17 protein-coding genes and 1 riboswitch are annotated in these 15789 nt (G+C 64.1%); of the genes, 7 read left to right on the top strand and 10 right to left on the bottom strand.

Annotation, left to right across the window (positions count from 1 at the left end; genetic code table 11):
• Positions 1 to 30: 30 nt before the first annotated feature.
• Entirely contained in the window at positions 31 to 465 is a 435-nt protein-coding gene (locus JC616_RS24205; RefSeq protein WP_227105935.1) for an EamA family transporter, read from the bottom strand.
• Positions 466 to 547: 82 nt separating this feature from the next.
• Between JC616_RS24205 and JC616_RS24200 the strand changes: the two genes are divergently transcribed.
• A complete protein-coding gene (locus JC616_RS24200) occupies positions 548 to 1402 on the top strand; it encodes a LysR family transcriptional regulator (RefSeq protein WP_227105934.1) in 855 nt (284 codons plus the stop codon).
• On the opposite strand, the gene JC616_RS24590 is transcribed toward JC616_RS24200, so the two are convergent.
• The 4 genes from JC616_RS24590 to waaC all read right to left on the bottom strand — a co-directional run bounded on the left by JC616_RS24590 (position 1399) and on the right by waaC (position 5442).
• The gene (locus tag JC616_RS24590; RefSeq protein WP_305883556.1) at positions 1399 to 2259 is read right to left on the bottom strand and encodes a methylated-DNA--[protein]-cysteine S-methyltransferase; all 861 of its coding nucleotides are present in this window, start codon (positions 2257 to 2259) and stop codon (positions 1399 to 1401) included. The genes JC616_RS24200 and JC616_RS24590 overlap by 4 nt on opposite strands.
• 89 nt (positions 2260 to 2348) lie before the next feature.
• Positions 2349 to 2951, bottom strand: coding sequence for a CBS domain-containing protein (locus JC616_RS24185; protein WP_227105933.1), 603 nt, complete (start codon positions 2949 to 2951; stop codon positions 2349 to 2351).
• A gap of 257 nt (positions 2952 to 3208) precedes the next feature.
• Complete coding sequence (gene waaA, locus JC616_RS24180; RefSeq protein WP_227105931.1) at positions 3209 to 4483, bottom strand: lipid IV(A) 3-deoxy-D-manno-octulosonic acid transferase; 1275 nt, start codon at positions 4481 to 4483, stop codon at positions 3209 to 3211.
• Positions 4480 to 5442: a lipopolysaccharide heptosyltransferase I gene (waaC, locus tag JC616_RS24175; protein WP_319792912.1), complete on the bottom strand. Its 963-nt coding sequence runs from the start codon at positions 5440 to 5442 to the stop codon at positions 4480 to 4482. The genes waaA and waaC overlap by 4 nt, the downstream gene beginning before the upstream one ends.
• Before the next feature lie 508 nt (positions 5443 to 5950).
• On the opposite strand from waaC, the gene JC616_RS24170 reads away from it, so the two are divergent.
• From JC616_RS24170 to JC616_RS24155, 4 genes are all read left to right on the top strand, one after another.
• Positions 5951 to 6706 (top strand): glycosyltransferase family 2 protein, encoded by a 756-nt coding sequence (locus tag JC616_RS24170; protein ID WP_227105929.1) that lies wholly within the window; start codon positions 5951 to 5953, stop codon positions 6704 to 6706.
• A 66-nt stretch (positions 6707 to 6772) separates the two neighbouring features.
• Positions 6773 to 7213, top strand: a complete 441-nt coding sequence (locus JC616_RS24165; RefSeq protein WP_107801357.1) for a GNAT family N-acetyltransferase — start codon at positions 6773 to 6775, stop codon at positions 7211 to 7213.
• A 38-nt stretch (positions 7214 to 7251) separates the two neighbouring features.
• On the top strand, positions 7252 to 8244 hold the full coding sequence (locus JC616_RS24160) for a S66 family peptidase (RefSeq protein ID WP_227105928.1): 993 nt from the start codon (positions 7252 to 7254) through the stop codon (positions 8242 to 8244).
• Positions 8241 to 8747 carry a GNAT family N-acetyltransferase gene (locus JC616_RS24155; RefSeq protein WP_227105926.1) on the top strand — a complete coding sequence of 169 codons (507 nt, stop codon included), beginning with the start codon at positions 8241 to 8243 and terminating at the stop codon, positions 8745 to 8747. The genes JC616_RS24160 and JC616_RS24155 overlap by 4 nt, the downstream gene beginning before the upstream one ends.
• Positions 8748 to 8905: 158 nt before the next feature.
• Here the strand turns inward: JC616_RS24155 and JC616_RS24150 are convergent, their stop codons facing one another.
• From JC616_RS24150 to JC616_RS24135, 4 genes are all read right to left on the bottom strand, one after another.
• On the bottom strand, positions 8906 to 10225 hold the full coding sequence (locus JC616_RS24150) for a hemolysin family protein (protein WP_107801355.1): 1320 nt from the start codon (positions 10223 to 10225) through the stop codon (positions 8906 to 8908).
• A 142-nt stretch (positions 10226 to 10367) separates the two neighbouring features.
• Entirely contained in the window at positions 10368 to 11090 is a 723-nt protein-coding gene (locus tag JC616_RS24145; protein WP_227105924.1) for a uracil-DNA glycosylase, read from the bottom strand.
• Positions 11091 to 11206: 116 nt separating this feature from the next.
• Positions 11207 to 11530: a rhodanese-like domain-containing protein gene (locus JC616_RS24140; RefSeq protein ID WP_227105922.1), complete on the bottom strand. Its 324-nt coding sequence runs from the start codon at positions 11528 to 11530 to the stop codon at positions 11207 to 11209.
• Positions 11530 to 12189, bottom strand: coding sequence for a protein-L-isoaspartate O-methyltransferase family protein (locus tag JC616_RS24135; RefSeq protein ID WP_107801352.1), 660 nt, complete (start codon positions 12187 to 12189; stop codon positions 11530 to 11532). The genes JC616_RS24140 and JC616_RS24135 overlap by 1 nt, the downstream gene beginning before the upstream one ends.
• Positions 12190 to 12282: 93 nt before the next feature.
• Positions 12283 to 12433: riboswitch (TPP riboswitch) on the top strand.
• A gap of 118 nt (positions 12434 to 12551) precedes the next feature.
• On the opposite strand from JC616_RS24135, the gene thiC reads away from it, so the two are divergent.
• Together thiC and JC616_RS24125 are read left to right on the top strand one after the other, a co-directional pair.
• Positions 12552 to 14432, top strand: coding sequence for a phosphomethylpyrimidine synthase ThiC (gene thiC / locus JC616_RS24130; protein ID WP_227108623.1), 1881 nt, complete (start codon positions 12552 to 12554; stop codon positions 14430 to 14432).
• Between the two features lie 115 nt (positions 14433 to 14547).
• The gene (locus JC616_RS24125) at positions 14548 to 14781 is read left to right on the top strand and encodes a DUF2789 domain-containing protein (protein ID WP_107801350.1); all 234 of its coding nucleotides are present in this window, start codon (positions 14548 to 14550) and stop codon (positions 14779 to 14781) included.
• Here the strand turns inward: JC616_RS24125 and JC616_RS24120 are convergent.
• A complete protein-coding gene (locus JC616_RS24120; RefSeq protein WP_227105919.1) occupies positions 14778 to 15689 on the bottom strand; it encodes a 5'-methylthioadenosine/S-adenosylhomocysteine nucleosidase in 912 nt (303 codons plus the stop codon). The two genes, JC616_RS24125 and JC616_RS24120, sit on opposite strands and share 4 nt — an antisense overlap.
• Between the last annotated feature and the right edge of the window lie 100 nt (positions 15690 to 15789).

The raw sequence follows: 15789 nt of genomic DNA, 5'->3' as shown, positions 1-15789 counted from the left end.
TCCGAGCGTCGCCCGTCTACCGGGCGGCGCTCAGCGGAAGCGCAGCATCATCCACAGCCCGCCCATGCTCAAGGCCATGCCGCCCAGCTTGCCCAGCGACGGCTGTTCGCGAAACAGCAGATAGCCCAGCGGCAGCAACACCAGCGCGGTCAGCACATTGGAACTGAGCGCCGCGTAGCCGACATGCCAGCCGGCGCGATAGGCCAGCAAAAAGCCCAGTTCGATGCCGACAATGCCCGCCGCCACGCCCAGGCTGCTCCAGTTCAGCGCGGCCAGCCCGCGCTGGCCGCCGCCGGGCAGCCACCACATCCCCAGCACGCACACCAGCATGGCCACGCCGTAACTGACCGCCAATGAAAAGAAAGGATTCGCCGCCTCCGGCACCTGCTTGATCGACAGGTGATAGACGACGGAGCCGGCGACCGCCAGCAATAAAGCCGCGATGAACATGTTTGAACGCCTCATGAGAAATATCCGTCCCTAGGCTAAACTTTCCCGCCGCTTATAGGTAGACTGAAAAATCAGGGCATTGTTATAAGAAAAAATCATGACTGGAGATTTGGACACCGGTTTGCTGCGCGCGCTGATCACGGTGGCGCGCCACGGCAGCATCAACCGCGCGGCGGCGGACTTGGGGCGCACGCAGCCCGCCTTGAGCCTGCAACTGCGCAAACTGGAACAGCACTGCGGCCAGACCCTGTTGCGACGCTCTCCGCGCGGCGTCAGCCTCACCGCGGCGGGGCTGCAATTGCTGCCCTACGCCGAACGCATCGTCAGCCTGACCGAACAGATGCAGCCGACGGCCGCGCCCGCCGCCGCCCGGCGTTGCCGGGTGGGCCTGATCGAGGATGTGATCAGCCGTCATCTGCCGCAGGTGCTGGCCGACTTCGCCGCCACCCAGCCGCAGTGGCAGCTCGAAGTGCGGGTGGCCCTGGAACGGGAACTCAGCCCGGCTTTTCGCCAGGGAGAACTGGATCTGCTGATCGCCAACCCGCGTCAGTGCGGGCTGGAGCGGACGCCGAGCTGGGTGCTGGAATACCCATTGCAATGGTTGGCGCGCGACGGCGTGAAACCGGAAGCGAAGGTCCTGCCCTTGGTGATGTTCTCCGCGCCCTGCAGCTGGCGCGACGCGATGCTGCGCGCCTTGCACCAGCTTGACCAGCCTTATCGCATCGTCTTCGAAAGCACCAGTCAGCTGGCGGTGCAAGCGGCCTTGGAAGCGGGCCTGGGCGTGGGCGCCCTGTTTCCCGACGCCGTCTCCGCGCAGCTGCGGCCCTTGCCGGAACACAGCCTGCCGCCGCTGCCGGCGGTGCCGCTGGCGCTCTACCGCCAGCGCGACGACGACGGGCTGGAATTGCTGTCCCGGCTGTTCTTCCGCGCGCTGGGCCAGTTCGCGGTCTAGGCCGGCTGCAAGCCCGCCATCACCGCGCCTTCCCAGCCTATCAACTCCACCTTGCGTTCCGCGCCCCAGCGGTATTCGCCCAAAGCGCCCTCGGCGCGTATCACCCGGTGGCAGGGAATCAGCCAGGCCACCGGATTGGCGCCCACCGCGCTGCCTACCGCCCGCGCGGCGCGCGGCCGCCCCACCGCGGCGGCGATCTGGCCGTAACTGGCGAAGCCGCCGTAGGGAATGGACAGCAGCGCGCGCCAGACCTGGATCTGGAAATTGCTGCCCTGCACCCGCAGCGCCAACGGCGCCTGGCCTTCGGCGCGCAGCGGCTCGAACATGGCCGCGGCCACCTCGGCGCCGCCGCCGGGAACATGGCTCAACGCAGCCTTGGGCCAGCGCCGGCTCAGCCAGGCCACGGCCTCTTTCTCGTCCGCGACGAATTGCGCCGCGCACACCCCACGCGCGGTCCGCGCCACCAGCACCGGGCCGAAACGGCTGGCTTCCACGCTCCATTCGATCGCCAATCCGGCGCCGCCGTTGCGGTATTCGCCCGGGGTCATCGCCTCCAGCGTCACGAACAGATCGTGCAAGCGCCCGCCGCCGGACAAGCCCAATTCATGCGATAGCGGCAACAAGGCCTGTCCGCCCAGCCTGGCCTTGGCGGCCTCGCAGGTCAGATGCTGCAAAAAGCGCTTGGGGCTGACGCCGGCCCAGCGGGTGAACAAGCGCTGCAAGCGCGATTCCGACAGGTGCAACGCGCCGGCCAGCTCGGCCAGCTCCGGCTGGCGCTCGGCGTTGGCCACCAGATAGCGGATGGCGTCGCGAATGCGGCCGTAGTCGCGGTCTTCCTCGAGAATTTCGCCGTGCATGGTCTGCTCTCCATTCGATCACAGCCCCAGCATAAGCAGATCGGGCCGCCGCGGCGACCCGATTCTTGCCCACTTGCGCGCCGCGCCCCTCATATCGCGTGCAGCAAGGAATATTGAATTTCCGACAGGGCCTGCGGCACGCGGATGAAGGAAAGCGGCATGCCCAGCAACCTGGCCATGTGGGAGGTGGAGAACAGGCCGCACAATTCATGATGGCCGCTGCCGGGGTTGAACTCCGCCACCAGCGCGTGCTGGCGTCCCATCTGCTTCATCGTCGCCACCATATGGCCCACGCTGGCGTGCTCGATATCGCCCAGGTTCAAGGCTTCCAGCTGCTTGCGCGGCGTCATCACATCGCCCACGCCGATGTCCGCATAGTGCTTGCCGTGTTCCTTCATGCACTGGATGGGCCGCTCGCCCAGCAGATCGGTGGCGGTGATCAGGCCGGCGAACTGTCCGTCGCCATCGTGGACGAACAGCAGCCGGATGCCGTGGCTGATCATTCGGTCGTGCGCTTCGCGCAAGCTGGCGTTCTGATCAATGCCCACCGGATTGATCAGCCGCAAATCGGTCATCACGTCCAGAGCCGGGCTGTTCAAGGTGATAGGCGGGTGCGGGCGCTGATCCAGGCGCACCAGGTCGGTGGTGGACGGCAGGCTCATCGTGGGCAACACGCTGTAGTTGGCTAACATGGTAGCTCCTTGTCTTCTTAGACAGCGGAGTCGATGCGGCGGCACTTTGCGCCCGTCATATTCGATCTGTCCGCTCGGAAGTTCTCCGACGGCGTGGACCGGCCTGGGGCATGACTGGATTTTGCACGTCCTTCCCGGGCCGGCGGCCTCGGGAGAACCGCGTCGGCGACGCGGCTCTTGTTTGAAGAGTAGAAGAAGGCGCGGCGCAGATCAGCCGGCGAATGATTAATTTTTTCGCAAACGCGGCCGCGGGTCCGTCATTCGTCCCGTTCGGCCCTCAGCTTGCGGCGAAACAGGGCGCTCATGCGCTGGCTGGCGCCGCGATGGGCGCCGCTGAAGGCCAGCGCCGACTCGCGCATCGCCTGACGGCGGCGCTCATCGCCCAGCAGTTCCACGACGGCGCCGATCAAGTCCGCCGCATTGGCCACCTGGCGCGCCGCGCCGGCGGCCAGCGCCAGCGCCGCCGCCTGCTTGAAATTGAAGATGGACGGACCGAACAGCACCGGCACGCCCACGCTGGCCGGTTCGATCAGATTATGACAGCCCAAGGGCAGCAGGCTGCCCCCGACGAAGGCCAGGTCGCCGCAGGCGAAATAGGCGAAGGCCTCGCCCATGCTGTCGCCCAGCCAAACCTGGGTGGCGGCGTCCACCGGCGCGCCGTCGCTGCGGCGCTGCACTTTCATGCCGCGGCTCTCGGCCAGCGCGGCCGCTTCGCCGAACCGTTCCGGATGACGCGGCACCAACACCAGCAGCGCGTCGCCCAGCACTTGGGCCGCAGCCCGCCAGGCGTCCAGAATCAAAGCCTCTTCGCCGTCGCGGGTGCTGGCGCAGACCAGGACCCGGCGTCGGCCTATCCTGGACTTGAATGCTTCCGCCAGCGCCAGCTGCGCCGGCGGCGGCTGAATATCGTACTTGGTGTTGCCGCAGATTTCGACGGCTTTCGCGCCCAATTGACGCAAACGTTCGCCATCTTCCGGCGTTTGCGCAGCAACGGCCCTCAAAGCCGCCACCGCGGGCGAAATCAGACCGCTGATTTTCAGATAGCCGTTCAGCGATTTTTCAGACAAGCGCGCATTGGCCAGGAACAAGGGCACCTGCTGCTCGGCCGCGGCGTGAATCAGATTGGGCCACAGCTCGGTTTCCATCAACACGCCCAGGCGCGGCCGGTAGGCGGCAAGAAAAGCTTGCGCGGCTTGCGGATAATCGTAAGGCAGATAACGCACTTCGGCGTCGGGATACAGCTGCAAGGCGGTGGCCCGCCCGGTGGGCGTCATCTGCGTCATCAGCAGCGGCGCGTCCGGCCAGGCTTCGCGCAGCGCCGCCACCAAGGGCTGAGCGGCGCGGGTTTCGCCCACCGACACCGCGTGGATCCAGATCGCGCCCTCTGCGCGCGGCTGCAATTGACTGCCGAAACGCTCGTCCCAGTGTTCCAGATAAGCCGGCGCCTTGCGCGCCCGCTTCTTCAGATAGTGCCGCACCAGCGGCGTGGCCAGCAGCCAGGCCCAGGAATACAGTCTGCGTTGCCAGTTCATGTCCAGTCCTTGCGCGCGAACAAGGCTTGCAGCGCCTCGTCCACCGACGGGCACAGCCCTATGCCGCCCAAATTGGTGGCCCACGGCGTTTCCACTACGCCGGTGGCGGCCGGATCGGTATCGGTGTAAATCGCCGCCAAGGGCACGTTCAAGGCATTGGCCAGATGAGTCAGCCCAGTGTCCACGCCCACCACCGCGTTGGCGTGGCCCAGCAGGCCAGCGGCCTCGATCAGGCCCATCTTGGGCGCCACCACCGCGGCCGGCATCCGCGCGGCCAGCCTTTCGGCGCGCTCGCGTTCGCGTTCATTGCCCCAGGGCAGCACCATCACCAGATCATGCTGCATGGACAGGCGTTTGCCCAGTTCCACCCAATGGCCTTCCGGCCACTCCTTGGACGCCTTGCTGGTGGCGTGCAGCAATACCGCGTAGCGGCCGGACAGCACCCAGGCGGGCCGTTCGCCGGCCGGCACCCCGAAACGGGGCTCGCCCTGCGGCTGATAACCGAACACCCGCGCGAACAAGAGCCGGTTGCGTTCTATCGCCGACAAGCTCCAGTCCACCTTGTGGCGCTTATCGTAAAAACAGCTGGCCAGAGACTCGCGCGCGCTGCCCCAGTCGTAACCGGTCAGCGGCGCCTTGGCCCAGCGGGCCGGCAAGGCGCTTTTCAACAGGCCCTGGCTGTCCACCACCAATTCCCAGGGCGTGTCGCGCAGTTCTTTACGCAAAGCCCGGATCTCGCGCCAGGTGGAGGGCAGCCACCAGCGTTTGCGCCAGCGCCGCCCATTCAAGGCGATCACCCTGTCCACCGCCGGATGCAAACGGGCAATGTCGGCGAAAGCCTCTTCGGCCAGCCAACTGATGCGGAAATTCGGGTAATGCGCTTTCAACTCGGAAATGGCGGGCCAGGTGTGGATAAGGTCGCCCATCGACGAGGTGCGCACAATCAGCACATTCATCATGGCGCGCATTGTACCCGAGCATGGCTGTGGTTAACCAAGTAAAATCCCTGCAGTTCAATTGTGGATAAAGCGCTGTGGACAACTGAGCGCGAATTTATCCACAATTTGCAATGCCGCAGCGCACCTAAACTATCCAAAGCCCATCAACAGGACAAGTAGCTGAACCCTTTGAAGTTTTTGTCGCTTATCCACAGCAATGGCCGACTATATCAGTTTCATCAATATAAAATTGCGTTAAAGAGTTATCGGTGGCTGTAGCAGCTAGGCAGGCAAATTCACGCCATGCACAAGCAGGTGGGAACAAAGAGGATCGGAGCTGTGGACAAACAGGGACTTCACGGTTCTCTCAGATTTATCCACAAGTCTTCCGTCTGCAAAACGCAGGGTGAACAACAAGATTCCATCTTGCCTAACATGATGAAAATAATGGGAAAAACATGGTTATCCACAGAAATGGGACGCCTTCTACCAGTTTCTTCAAATTACATATGGGAAAACATATAACAAGATGCGTGCGCGAATTAGCGTGGTGCTAATCACCAAGAATGCGGAAACCTCGCTGGAAAAATGTCTGGACAGCGTGGGCTTCGCCGATGAAATCGTGCTTGTGGATTCAGGCAGCACCGACAGGACATTGGCGATAGCTTCCGCCTATAAGGCAAAAGTTATCCACCAAGACTGGCTGGGATTCGGTCCTCAGAAACAATTGGCGGTAAGGGCGGCCAGCCACGACTGGGTGCTGTGCCTGGATGCCGACGAGTGTTTGTCGGAAAATTTAGTCAATGAAATCAAAGAACTGCTGGACAATCCACAGGCCACGGCCTTCCAGTTCCCGCGTTGCAACCGTTTCATGGGTCGTTTTCTGAAACACGGAGAAGGCTATCCGGACTGGTCTTTGCGCTTGTTCCATCGCGCTCACGCGCGTTGGTCCGACGATCTGGTTCACGAGTATGTGATCGCCGACGGCCCTGTGCATAAGCTGCGTCACGAGCTGATGCACGAATCCGGCGAAGACATCGCGCTGTATCTGAGCAAGCAGAACCGCTATACCAGCTTGCAGGCGGAACAACTGTTGCAAAGGGGAAAACGTGTGGGTATTGCCAAACTTATCCTCAGCCCGCTGCTGCGCTTCGTGAAGTTCTATTTTTTTCGCCGCGGTTTTCTCGACGGCGTCCCCGGTTTGGTCCACATCAGCATCGGTTGCTTCAACAGCTACATCAAATACGCCAAATTGATCGAACTGCGACGGCTGAAGAACAAATAACCGGCTTGCCGGCTATCCCTCCTTATGCTGACAATGTCATTTCCTTGAGCAACTAGGCGAAGACAGATGGTGGAGATCAGGACAATGCGGGCGGCGGACGCCGCCGCCGCGGCGCGGCTATGCCTGGATCTGGGCTATGAAGCGACGGAAGCGGACATCAGCGAGCGTTTCGCCAGGTTGACGACACTGCCGGACAACCAGGTTTGGGTGGCGTTATGGGAAGGCGCCGTGGTTGGTTGGATCCATGGGCATGGTGTTCACCTGTTGGAAGCCTCCCCGGCAATGGAAATTGGTGGGCTGGTCGTATCGCCATCCCACCAAGGACGAGGTCTGGGCAAGCAGTTGTTACGTGCTTGCGAAGACTGGGCACGACGGCTGGGCTATCCACGAATGCGACTTCGTTCCGGCGTGCATCGGGACGCTGCTCACGCTTTCTATCGTCATCTTGGTTATGTACAACAAAAAACCAGCCACGGCTTCGTCTTGGATCTGACTGACGGGCAATGATCGACTGCCTTGATGTTTATCCACAGGAGCAATCGCCGATGACGGCTTTTCCCGCGCCCTTGAAGCCAGGCGACCGCATCGCCGTCACCGCTTTTTCCTCCGGCGTGCCTCCGGTCTTGCACGGACAACTGGATCGCGCGCTGCAATGTCTGCGCGATCAGGGCTGGCAAGTGGTGGAGGGGGCTTGCCTGCGCGGCGAATCCCAGGACGCCAGCGCGCCGGCCGCCCAACGTCTGGCGGAGCTCAACCATTTTCTTTTCGATCCGGAGATTCGCGCCATCTTGCCGCCCTGGGGCGGCGAAAGGGCGATGGAATTGCTGGCCGGCATCGATTTCGCCGCCTTGGCGCGTTTGCCGCCCAAATGGCTGGCCGGGTTTTCCGATATTTCCACCGTGCTGACGCCGCTGACCCTGTTGGCGGGGTGGGCGACCTTGCACGGGCCGAACCTCTTCGATCTGGGCAATCCGCAGCGGATGGAAGAGAATTCGGCGCTGCTGCACGCCTTGCGCCACGGTTTGCCGCCTCAGCAAGGCCATTACAAGGCGTTTTGGCGCTGGGACGCTCCGGGAGAGTCTTATTCGTCCACGCTGCGCGTGTTGGGCGCGCAAAGGGCCCGCATGGCCGGCCGGCTGATAGGCGGCTGCCTGGATACGCTGAGCCGGCTGCAGGGCAGCCCTTATTTCGATTTGCGCGCGTTCAAACGGGAACCCGCGCTGCTTTACCTGGAAAACTGCGAGCTGAGGCCTTGCGAGTTGCTGCGCGCGCTGCTGGGCCTGCGCCTGTCCGGCGCGCTGGACGGCTTGAGCGGGCTGGTGTTGGGCCGCAGCAGCGGACCGGACGCCGCGGACGCGAACGCCTTGAGCTACAGCCAGGCTGTGGAAACGGCTTTGGACGGACTGCCGTATCCGGTGGCGGTGGACGCCGATATCGGCCATGTGCCGCCGCAATGGACATTGATGAACGGCGCCTGGGCCGAACTGGAAGTGGACGCGGGCCAGGCTACGCTGCGTTTTGCGAAAGGATGCGCATGAGTTGGCAATATCGTTTGGCCGGGGCGGGGGATGTGGACGCGTTGCGGACGCTGATCACGGAACACGGACCCAATCCGTGGAACTGGCTGCCGGCGGACGGGGTGGAGCGGAGTTTGCGCCAGGTGGCTGCCGGCGAAGCCTGGGCGGCCTTGTTCGAGCGAGACGGCCTGCTGGGGGCCGCCATCCTGTATCGGCTGCACGATGCTTTTCCCCAACACCGGCCGGCCGAGGTGGCGGCGGACGCCGCCGGCTACATCATGGAGGCGGTGGTGCGGCGCGATCAGGCCGGACAGGGCCTGGGCAGCTTGTTGTTGCGGCAGGCTTGCGAGGATCTGGCCGCGCGCGGCGCGCGCTGGGTGACGGCGGACCGCCACGAGGAAAACGCCGCGTCCGGCGGCATGATGCGCAAGGCGGGTTTCGTCGAACTGGCCAGCTTCGACGATTGGGAACGCCGCGCCGGCGGCAGCCGTCGCAGCACGGTGTGCGGACGCATGCTGGGCTGAGCGCTTAAGAACCCGTTGACGGTCTGCGGCGCTGCGGCGGGACTTTAAGCAGGAAGCGTTGAAAACCGCTTAAGAATGCTCGCCTACCGCCTGTGCATTCCGCTTTCTCAGCGCTATTCGTCTTGTCTCGCTCCGGCTCGCGAGATCGTAAACAGGTTCTAAATGCCGTCGTCGGCCGGCAGCGCCGCCGGCGGCGTCGGCAGTCGGGTGAGCAGAATCTTGTCTACCCGGGTCTTGTCCATGTCCACCACTTCGAAGCCGAAGCCGTTCCAGTCGAAACGGTCGGTGACGCTGGGCACCCGGCCCAGCTGGAACATCACCATGCCGCCCAGGGTGTGGATATTGCCGCCGGCTTCGCCCGGCAGCGCCTCGTCTATGTCGAAAAACTCCTTGAAGCGGTCCAGCGACAGCATGCCGTCTATCAGCCAGCTGCCGTCCTCGCGCTGGGCGATATCGTCGTTTTCGGCGCTGATGGCGGGCATGTCGCCGACGATGGCTTCCAGCACGTCGTTCATCGTCACCAGGCCTTCCAGCTCGCCGTACTCGTCCACCACCAGCGCCATGTGATGGCGGGTCTGCTTGAACTGCTCCAGCAGCTGCATCAAGGTGATCTTGGCGGGCACGTAGAGCGGCTGGGACAGTTCGGCGGCGACGTCGGCTTGTTGCCCGGCCAGCATGCGGTCCAGCACGCGTTTGGCGTGCAGCACGCCGACGATCTGCTCGATGCTGCCGCGGCAGACCGGGAAATGGTTGAAATGGTGGTTTTGCAGCAGGCGGTGGTTCAGTTCGGGCGCGTCGTCCAGATCCAGCGCCACGATGTCCTTGCGCGGCGTCATCGCCGCGGCCACCTTGCGGTTGTCCAGCCGGAAGATATTGGTCACCAGCTCCTGTTCGGCGCGGTCGAACACCCCCTCGTCCGCGCCTTGTTCCATCAGCACCCGGATTTCCTCCTCGGTGATGGACGGATCGCTGCTCTTCTTGGCGCCCAAGAGCCGCAACAGGCCGTCGGTGCAGCGGCTCAGGGCCTGGACCAGCGGCGCGCTGAGCCGCGACAGCAGCAGCATAGGCCGCGCCAGCGCGGTGGCCACCGCCTCAGGGTTGAGCAACGCCAGCCGCTTGGGCACCAGCTCGCCGAAGATCAGCGACAGCAAGGTGATGATGAACACCATCAGCGCCACCGACAGCGGCTTGCTGTAGGGCTCCAGCAAGGGATAGTCCTGCATCGCCCGGCGTAGTTGTTCTGACAGCGCGGCCTCGCCGTAAACGCCGGACAGAATGCTGATCGAGGTGATGCCTATCTGCACCGTGGACAGGAAGCGGCTGGGGTCGTTGGCCAGTTTCAGCGCGGCTTGCGCGCCGCGTTGGCCGTCGTCCGCGCGTTGCAGCAGGCGGACTTTGCGGGAAGAGACGATGGCGATTTCCGCCATGGCGAACAGGCCATTGAGCAGAATCAGGAACAGCAGAACGAGAATTTCCACGGCGAGGACTGGGGCTGAGGAGAGGGAGCCCTAGCTTAGGCCATGACGGCGCGCTGGAAAAGAGTCTAAGAGCCAGTTCAAAGTCTGGCGAGCAAGAGCGAGACAAGAAGGGCGGGCAGGGGAGGCCTGCCCGCCATCCTGCTCAGAACAGGCTGTTCTGCGGCGCCGGCGCGCCCCACTGGACGGCGCCGCGGCCGCGCGACAGCAGCCAGGCGTTGACTTGTGAAAAATGGCGGCAGCCGTGGAAGCCGCGGCTGGCGGACAGCGGCGAGGGATGGGCGGCGTCCAGCACCAGGTGGCGGCTGGCGTCGATGCGTTCGGCCTTGGTCTTGGCCCAATTGCCCCACAGCAGAAACACGCAGCCGGCGCTTTGCGCGTTGACGGCGTCGATCAGCGCGTCGCTGACCATTTGCCAGCCCAGCTTGGCGTGGCTGCCGGCCTTGTCCCGCTCCACGGTGAACACGCTGTTGAGCAGCAGCACGCCTTGTTGCGCCCAGTGGGTCAGGTCGCCGCTATTGGGCACGCCGCAGCCCAGATCCGCGGCCAGCTCCTTGTACAGATTGCGCAGGCTGGGCGGCACCCGCACGCCGGGCGGCACGGAAAACGACAAGCCCATCGCCTCGCCGTCGCCGTGGTAGGGATCTTGCCCCAGGATCACCACGCGCACATCGGCCGGCGCGGTGAAGGTCAGCGCGTTGAAAGTCAGCGGCGCAGGGGGAAAGAGGATTTTGCCCTGCGCTTGCTGAGTTTGCAGTTCCCGGTCTATGCCGGCCAATTGCTGTTGAATGACCGGCGTTGACAGCACTTTCTCCCAGTCGGGATGAACGCGGGCCAGGGCGGGAGACAGGTAAGACAATGCTTGCATGGAAAATTACGGCTCTTGCTATCGTGTGGGGGATTGGAATCCGGCAGACCGGTTTCGTTCCATGAAAAAGCCGTTCCCACGGGAACGGCTGGCGACGACGGCGCGCGGCGGCTAAGTCAGTAGCGCGCCATTTGCGGGTCCACTTCCGCGGCCCAGGCTTCCACGCCGCCGGCCAGGCTCAGCACCTGTTCGAAGCCGGCGTCCAGCAGGAAACGCGCCACGTGCGCGCTGCGCACGCCGTGGTGGCAGATCACCACGATGGGCGCGTCCGGCAGCTCGCTCATGCGCAGCGGAATCAGATTCATCGGGATGTGCCGCGAGCCGGGAATCATGCACAGCTGCACTTCCCACGCTTCGCGCACGTCCAGCAGCACCGGCGGCTCCGCGGTGGTGTCGGCCAGCGCCGCCGCCAGATCGCGGGCGCGGATTTCCTGAACCATCAAAACGCGAAGCGTTCCGGCTCTACCGCTTCCGCCTTGGCCAGGCGGGCGATACAGGTTTCGAACAGGCCGGTTTCGCTGAAGCTGGCTTCGGTTTCGCGCTTGATCAGCTTGCAGGTCATCACCGGCAGATCGCCCGCCACCATGATCAGACGGCCGCCCACGGCCAGCTGGTCTTTCAGTTCCTGCGGCACCACCGGCAGCGAGCCGCCGACCACGATCACGTCGAAGGGCGCTTGTTGCGGCAGGCCCAGTACGCCGTCGCCTTCCACCAGGGTCACGTTGGCGATGCCGGCCTGTTTCAGGTTGGCGGCCGCGGCTTCGCGCTGGGCGGGGTCGATTTCCACGCTGTAGACATGCTGGCCCTGCTTGGCCAGCAGCGCGGTCAGGTAGCCGCTGCCGGTGCCGATTTCCAGGATCTTGTCCTTGGCTTGGATGGCGGCGTCCTGAACCAGGCGCGCTTCCATTTTGGGCTGCAGCATGAAGCTGCCGTTGGGCAGCGGCAGTTCGGTGTCGACAAAGGCCAGGCTGCGTTTGTCGGCGGCGACGAACTGCTCGCGTTTCACGTGAAACAGCAGGTCCAGCACGTTCGTGTCAAGTACGTCCCACGGACGAATCTGCTGCTCGACCATGTTGAAACGGGCATTCTCAAAATCCATCAGCTCACTCCGGAGGGGCTTGCCGCCGAGTGAAAAAAGCGGCGGCGTGTCATGACGATAACTTGCGATTATCCCACATTTGCCGTACCTTCACAGCATCGCTAGGGGTCCTGTGCGACGGTCGGCAAGATGATCCATATCCTTGAAAGGATAGGATAATCGTTAAAGATTGTTGCGCGGGTGAGAAACACCCTTGGAACCTGACCCGGATAATACCGGCGTAGGGAAGCGTCAGCTGCCTTCGGCCCGGCATTGTCTTGTCGGACCGGCCCGCAGCCCGCCCAAGCGGCGGTCCGCTCCTTGCGCCATTCATCGACCAGGAGAATCGCCCGATGAACGCGCCCGCAACACCCAATCAAGCCATGGTGGTGGACACCGCCGCCATCCAGCCCTTGCCCAATTCCCGCAAGATCCACGTCGCCGGCAGCCGGCCGGACATCCGCGTGCCCATGCGCGAGATCAGTCAAAGCGACACGCCCACCCAGTTCGGCGGCGAGGCCAACCCGCCCATCACCGTTTACGACACCAGCGGCCCGTATACCGATCCAGACGCCCGCATCGACATCCAGAGTGGCCTGCCGCCGCTGCGCGCCGGCTGGATCGCCGAGCGCGGCGACTGTGAGCAGCTGGCCGGCCTGTCCAGCGAATACGGCCGCGCCCGCGAGGCCGACCCCAAGCTGGCCGAGCTGCGTTTCAACCTGACGCGCCAGCCGCGGCGGGCGCTGCCGGGCCGCAATGTCAGCCAGATGCATTACGCGCGCCGCGGCGTCGTCACGCCGGAAATGGAGTTCGTCGCCATCCGCGAGAACCTGCGTCGCCGCGAATACCTGGACGCGCTGCGCGAAGCCGGCGGCAAGAACAGCCGGCTGGCGGAACTGATGACGCGCCAGCATCCCGGCCAGGCTTACGGCGCGGCGCTGCCGGAGGAGATCACGCCGGAATTCGTGCGCGCCGAGATCGCCGCCGGCCGCGCCATCCTGCCGGCCAACATCAATCACCCCGAATCCGAGCCCATGATTATTGGCCGCAATTTCCTGGTCAAAATCAACGGCAATATCGGCAATAGCGCGGTAACGTCTTCGATCAGCGAAGAAGTCGACAAGATGACTTGGGGCATACGCTGGGGCGCGGACACCATCATGGACTTGTCCACCGGCAAGAACATCCATGAAACCCGCGAATGGATCATCCGCAATTCGCCGGTGCCCATCGGCACCGTGCCCATTTATCAGGCGCTGGAAAAAGTGGGCGGCAAGGCCGAGGACCTGAACTGGGAAATCTTCCGCGATACGCTGATTGAACAGGCCGAGCAGGGCGTCGATTACTTCACCATCCACGCCGGCGTATTGCTGCGCTATGTGCCGATGACCGCCGGCCGCATGACCGGCATCGTGTCGCGCGGTGGCTCCATCATGGCCAAATGGTGTCTGGCCCATCACCGCGAAAACTTCCTCTACACCCATTTCGAGGACATCTGCGAAATCATGAAGGCCTACGACGTGGCCTTCAGCCTGGGCGACGGCCTGCGGCCGGGCAGCGTCTGGGACGCCAACGACGAGGCGCAGCTGTCGGAATTAAAGACTCTGGGCGAGCTGACCGCCATCGCCTGGAAACACGATGTGCAGGTGATGATAGAGGGCCCCGGCCACGTGCCCATGCAGCTGATCAAGGAGAATATGGACAAGGAGCTGGAGTGGTGTCACGAGGCGCCGTTCTACACCCTGGGGCCGCTGACCACCGACATCGCGCCCGGCTACGACCACATCACCTCGGCGATAGGCGCGGCGCAGATAGGCTGGTACGGCACCGCAATGCTGTGCTACGTCACCCAGAAGGAACACCTGGGCCTGCCGGACAAGAACGACGTCAAGGAAGGCATCATCACCTACAAGCTGGCCGCGCACGCGGCCGACCTGGCCAAGGGGCACCCCGGCGCGCAGATCCGCGACAACGCGCTGTCCAAGGCGCGTTTCGAGTTCCGCTGGGAAGACCAGTTCAACCTGGGGCTGGATCCGGACAAGGCGCGCGCCTTCCACGACGAGACCCTGCCCAAGGACAGCGCCAAGGTCGCGCATTTCTGCAGCATGTGCGGTCCGCACTTCTGCAGCATGAAGATCACCCAGGACGTGCGCGAATACGCGGCCAAGCAGGGCATCAGCGATCAGGACGCGCTGGCGCGGGGGATGGAGGTCAAGTCGGTGGAGTTTCTGAAGGGCGGCTCCAAGCTTTACGACAAGGTGTGAGCCCGGAGTCAGGAGAAAACGGCGGCCGCGGCCGCCGTTTTTCATGGCGCAAGGGCCGGCGGCGGCGGCGGCGATTCGGGTCTATCATCAGACATCCCCTCATAGGAGAAGCGTCATGGACACCAGCGAACATTCCCTGTCCGGGCTGTTCCGCCAGTTGGGCCTGGCGGACGAGCCCGCCGCCATCCGCGCCTTCATCGCCAGCCATCCCTTGCCGCGAAACGCGGTGCTGGCCGACGCGCCGTTCTGGACGCCGGCGCAGGCGGATTTTCTGCGCCAGGCTTTGGCCGAGGACGCGGACTGGAGCGAGGAGGTGGATGAGCTGGCGGTGTTGTTGCAGCTGGGCTAGGGTTTCAACGCGCGCAGCAGCCCCCGCACCGTATTGGCGGCATTGTCGGCGGCGATCTGCATGAAGGTGTCCATTTCATTGGCGTGTTCGCTGCCGCCGGCCAGATCGGACAGGCTGCGGAAGGCGATGAAGGGCACGCGGTTGGCGTGCGCCACCTGGGCCACCGCCGCGGTTTCCATATCCACCACTTGGGCCTGATAAGTCTTGGCCAGGTAATCGCGGTAGCCGGCGTTGTCCATGAAGATGGGGCCGGACAGGCCGTTGCCGCCGGCGACGATGCGCGGCGGCGCGGACAGGCAGCGCTGAGCGGCGTCGCAGCCGCGCAGGGTGTCCGCCGGCAAGTTCTTGGCCAGCCGCAGCAGTTCCGGGTCCACCTCGAACCAGAAGCGGGTTTCGCTGCCGCCGTCGGCGGTGGCCAGCTTGACGTCGCGCGGGTGGATCATGCCGTAGTGGGCGCGCGCGGCCGGGTCCGCGTACGGCGGCGGCGCGTAGCGGCCGGGCGCGGTTTCTCGCGCGTAGATGGCTTCGGCGTAATTGCCCCAGCGCCGCGGCACCGCCACGTCGCCGATGCGCAAGCGGTCGTCCACGCCGCCGGCGATGCCGCTGAACACGATGCGGCTCACATTGAAGCGGTCCAGCGCCAGCTGGGCGTTCATCGCCGCATTGCTCATGCTGACCCCGCTCATGAACAGCAGCACCGGCCGGCCTTCCAGTTGCGCGGTGGTGAAACGCACGCCGTTGACGCGGTATTCGCGTTTATCGACGGCCTGGTTCAGCAGCAGGGTTTCCTCCGGACCGAAAGCCGAAACCACGGCGGTGCGCGGCGCCGCGTCCAGAACGGGGGCGCCGTGGACGGCGGCGCTCAGCGCCAGCAGCGCGCCAACTAACTGAACCTTGAATGCTTTCATGACGAAAATCCGGATGGAAATGGAATCGCGCCATGATAAACGGTTTTCGCGTCGAAACCGCGCATCAAGTCAGCAAGAATCGGAATGCCAAACGGGTTGA

Source organism: Chromobacterium rhizoryzae, assembly GCF_020544465.1.
In the GTDB taxonomy this organism is placed as follows: Bacteria; Pseudomonadota; Gammaproteobacteria; order Burkholderiales; family Chromobacteriaceae; genus Chromobacterium.
The sequence above is the reverse complement of the archived record's forward strand: the minus strand, read 5'-3'. Positions and strand labels throughout refer to the sequence as shown.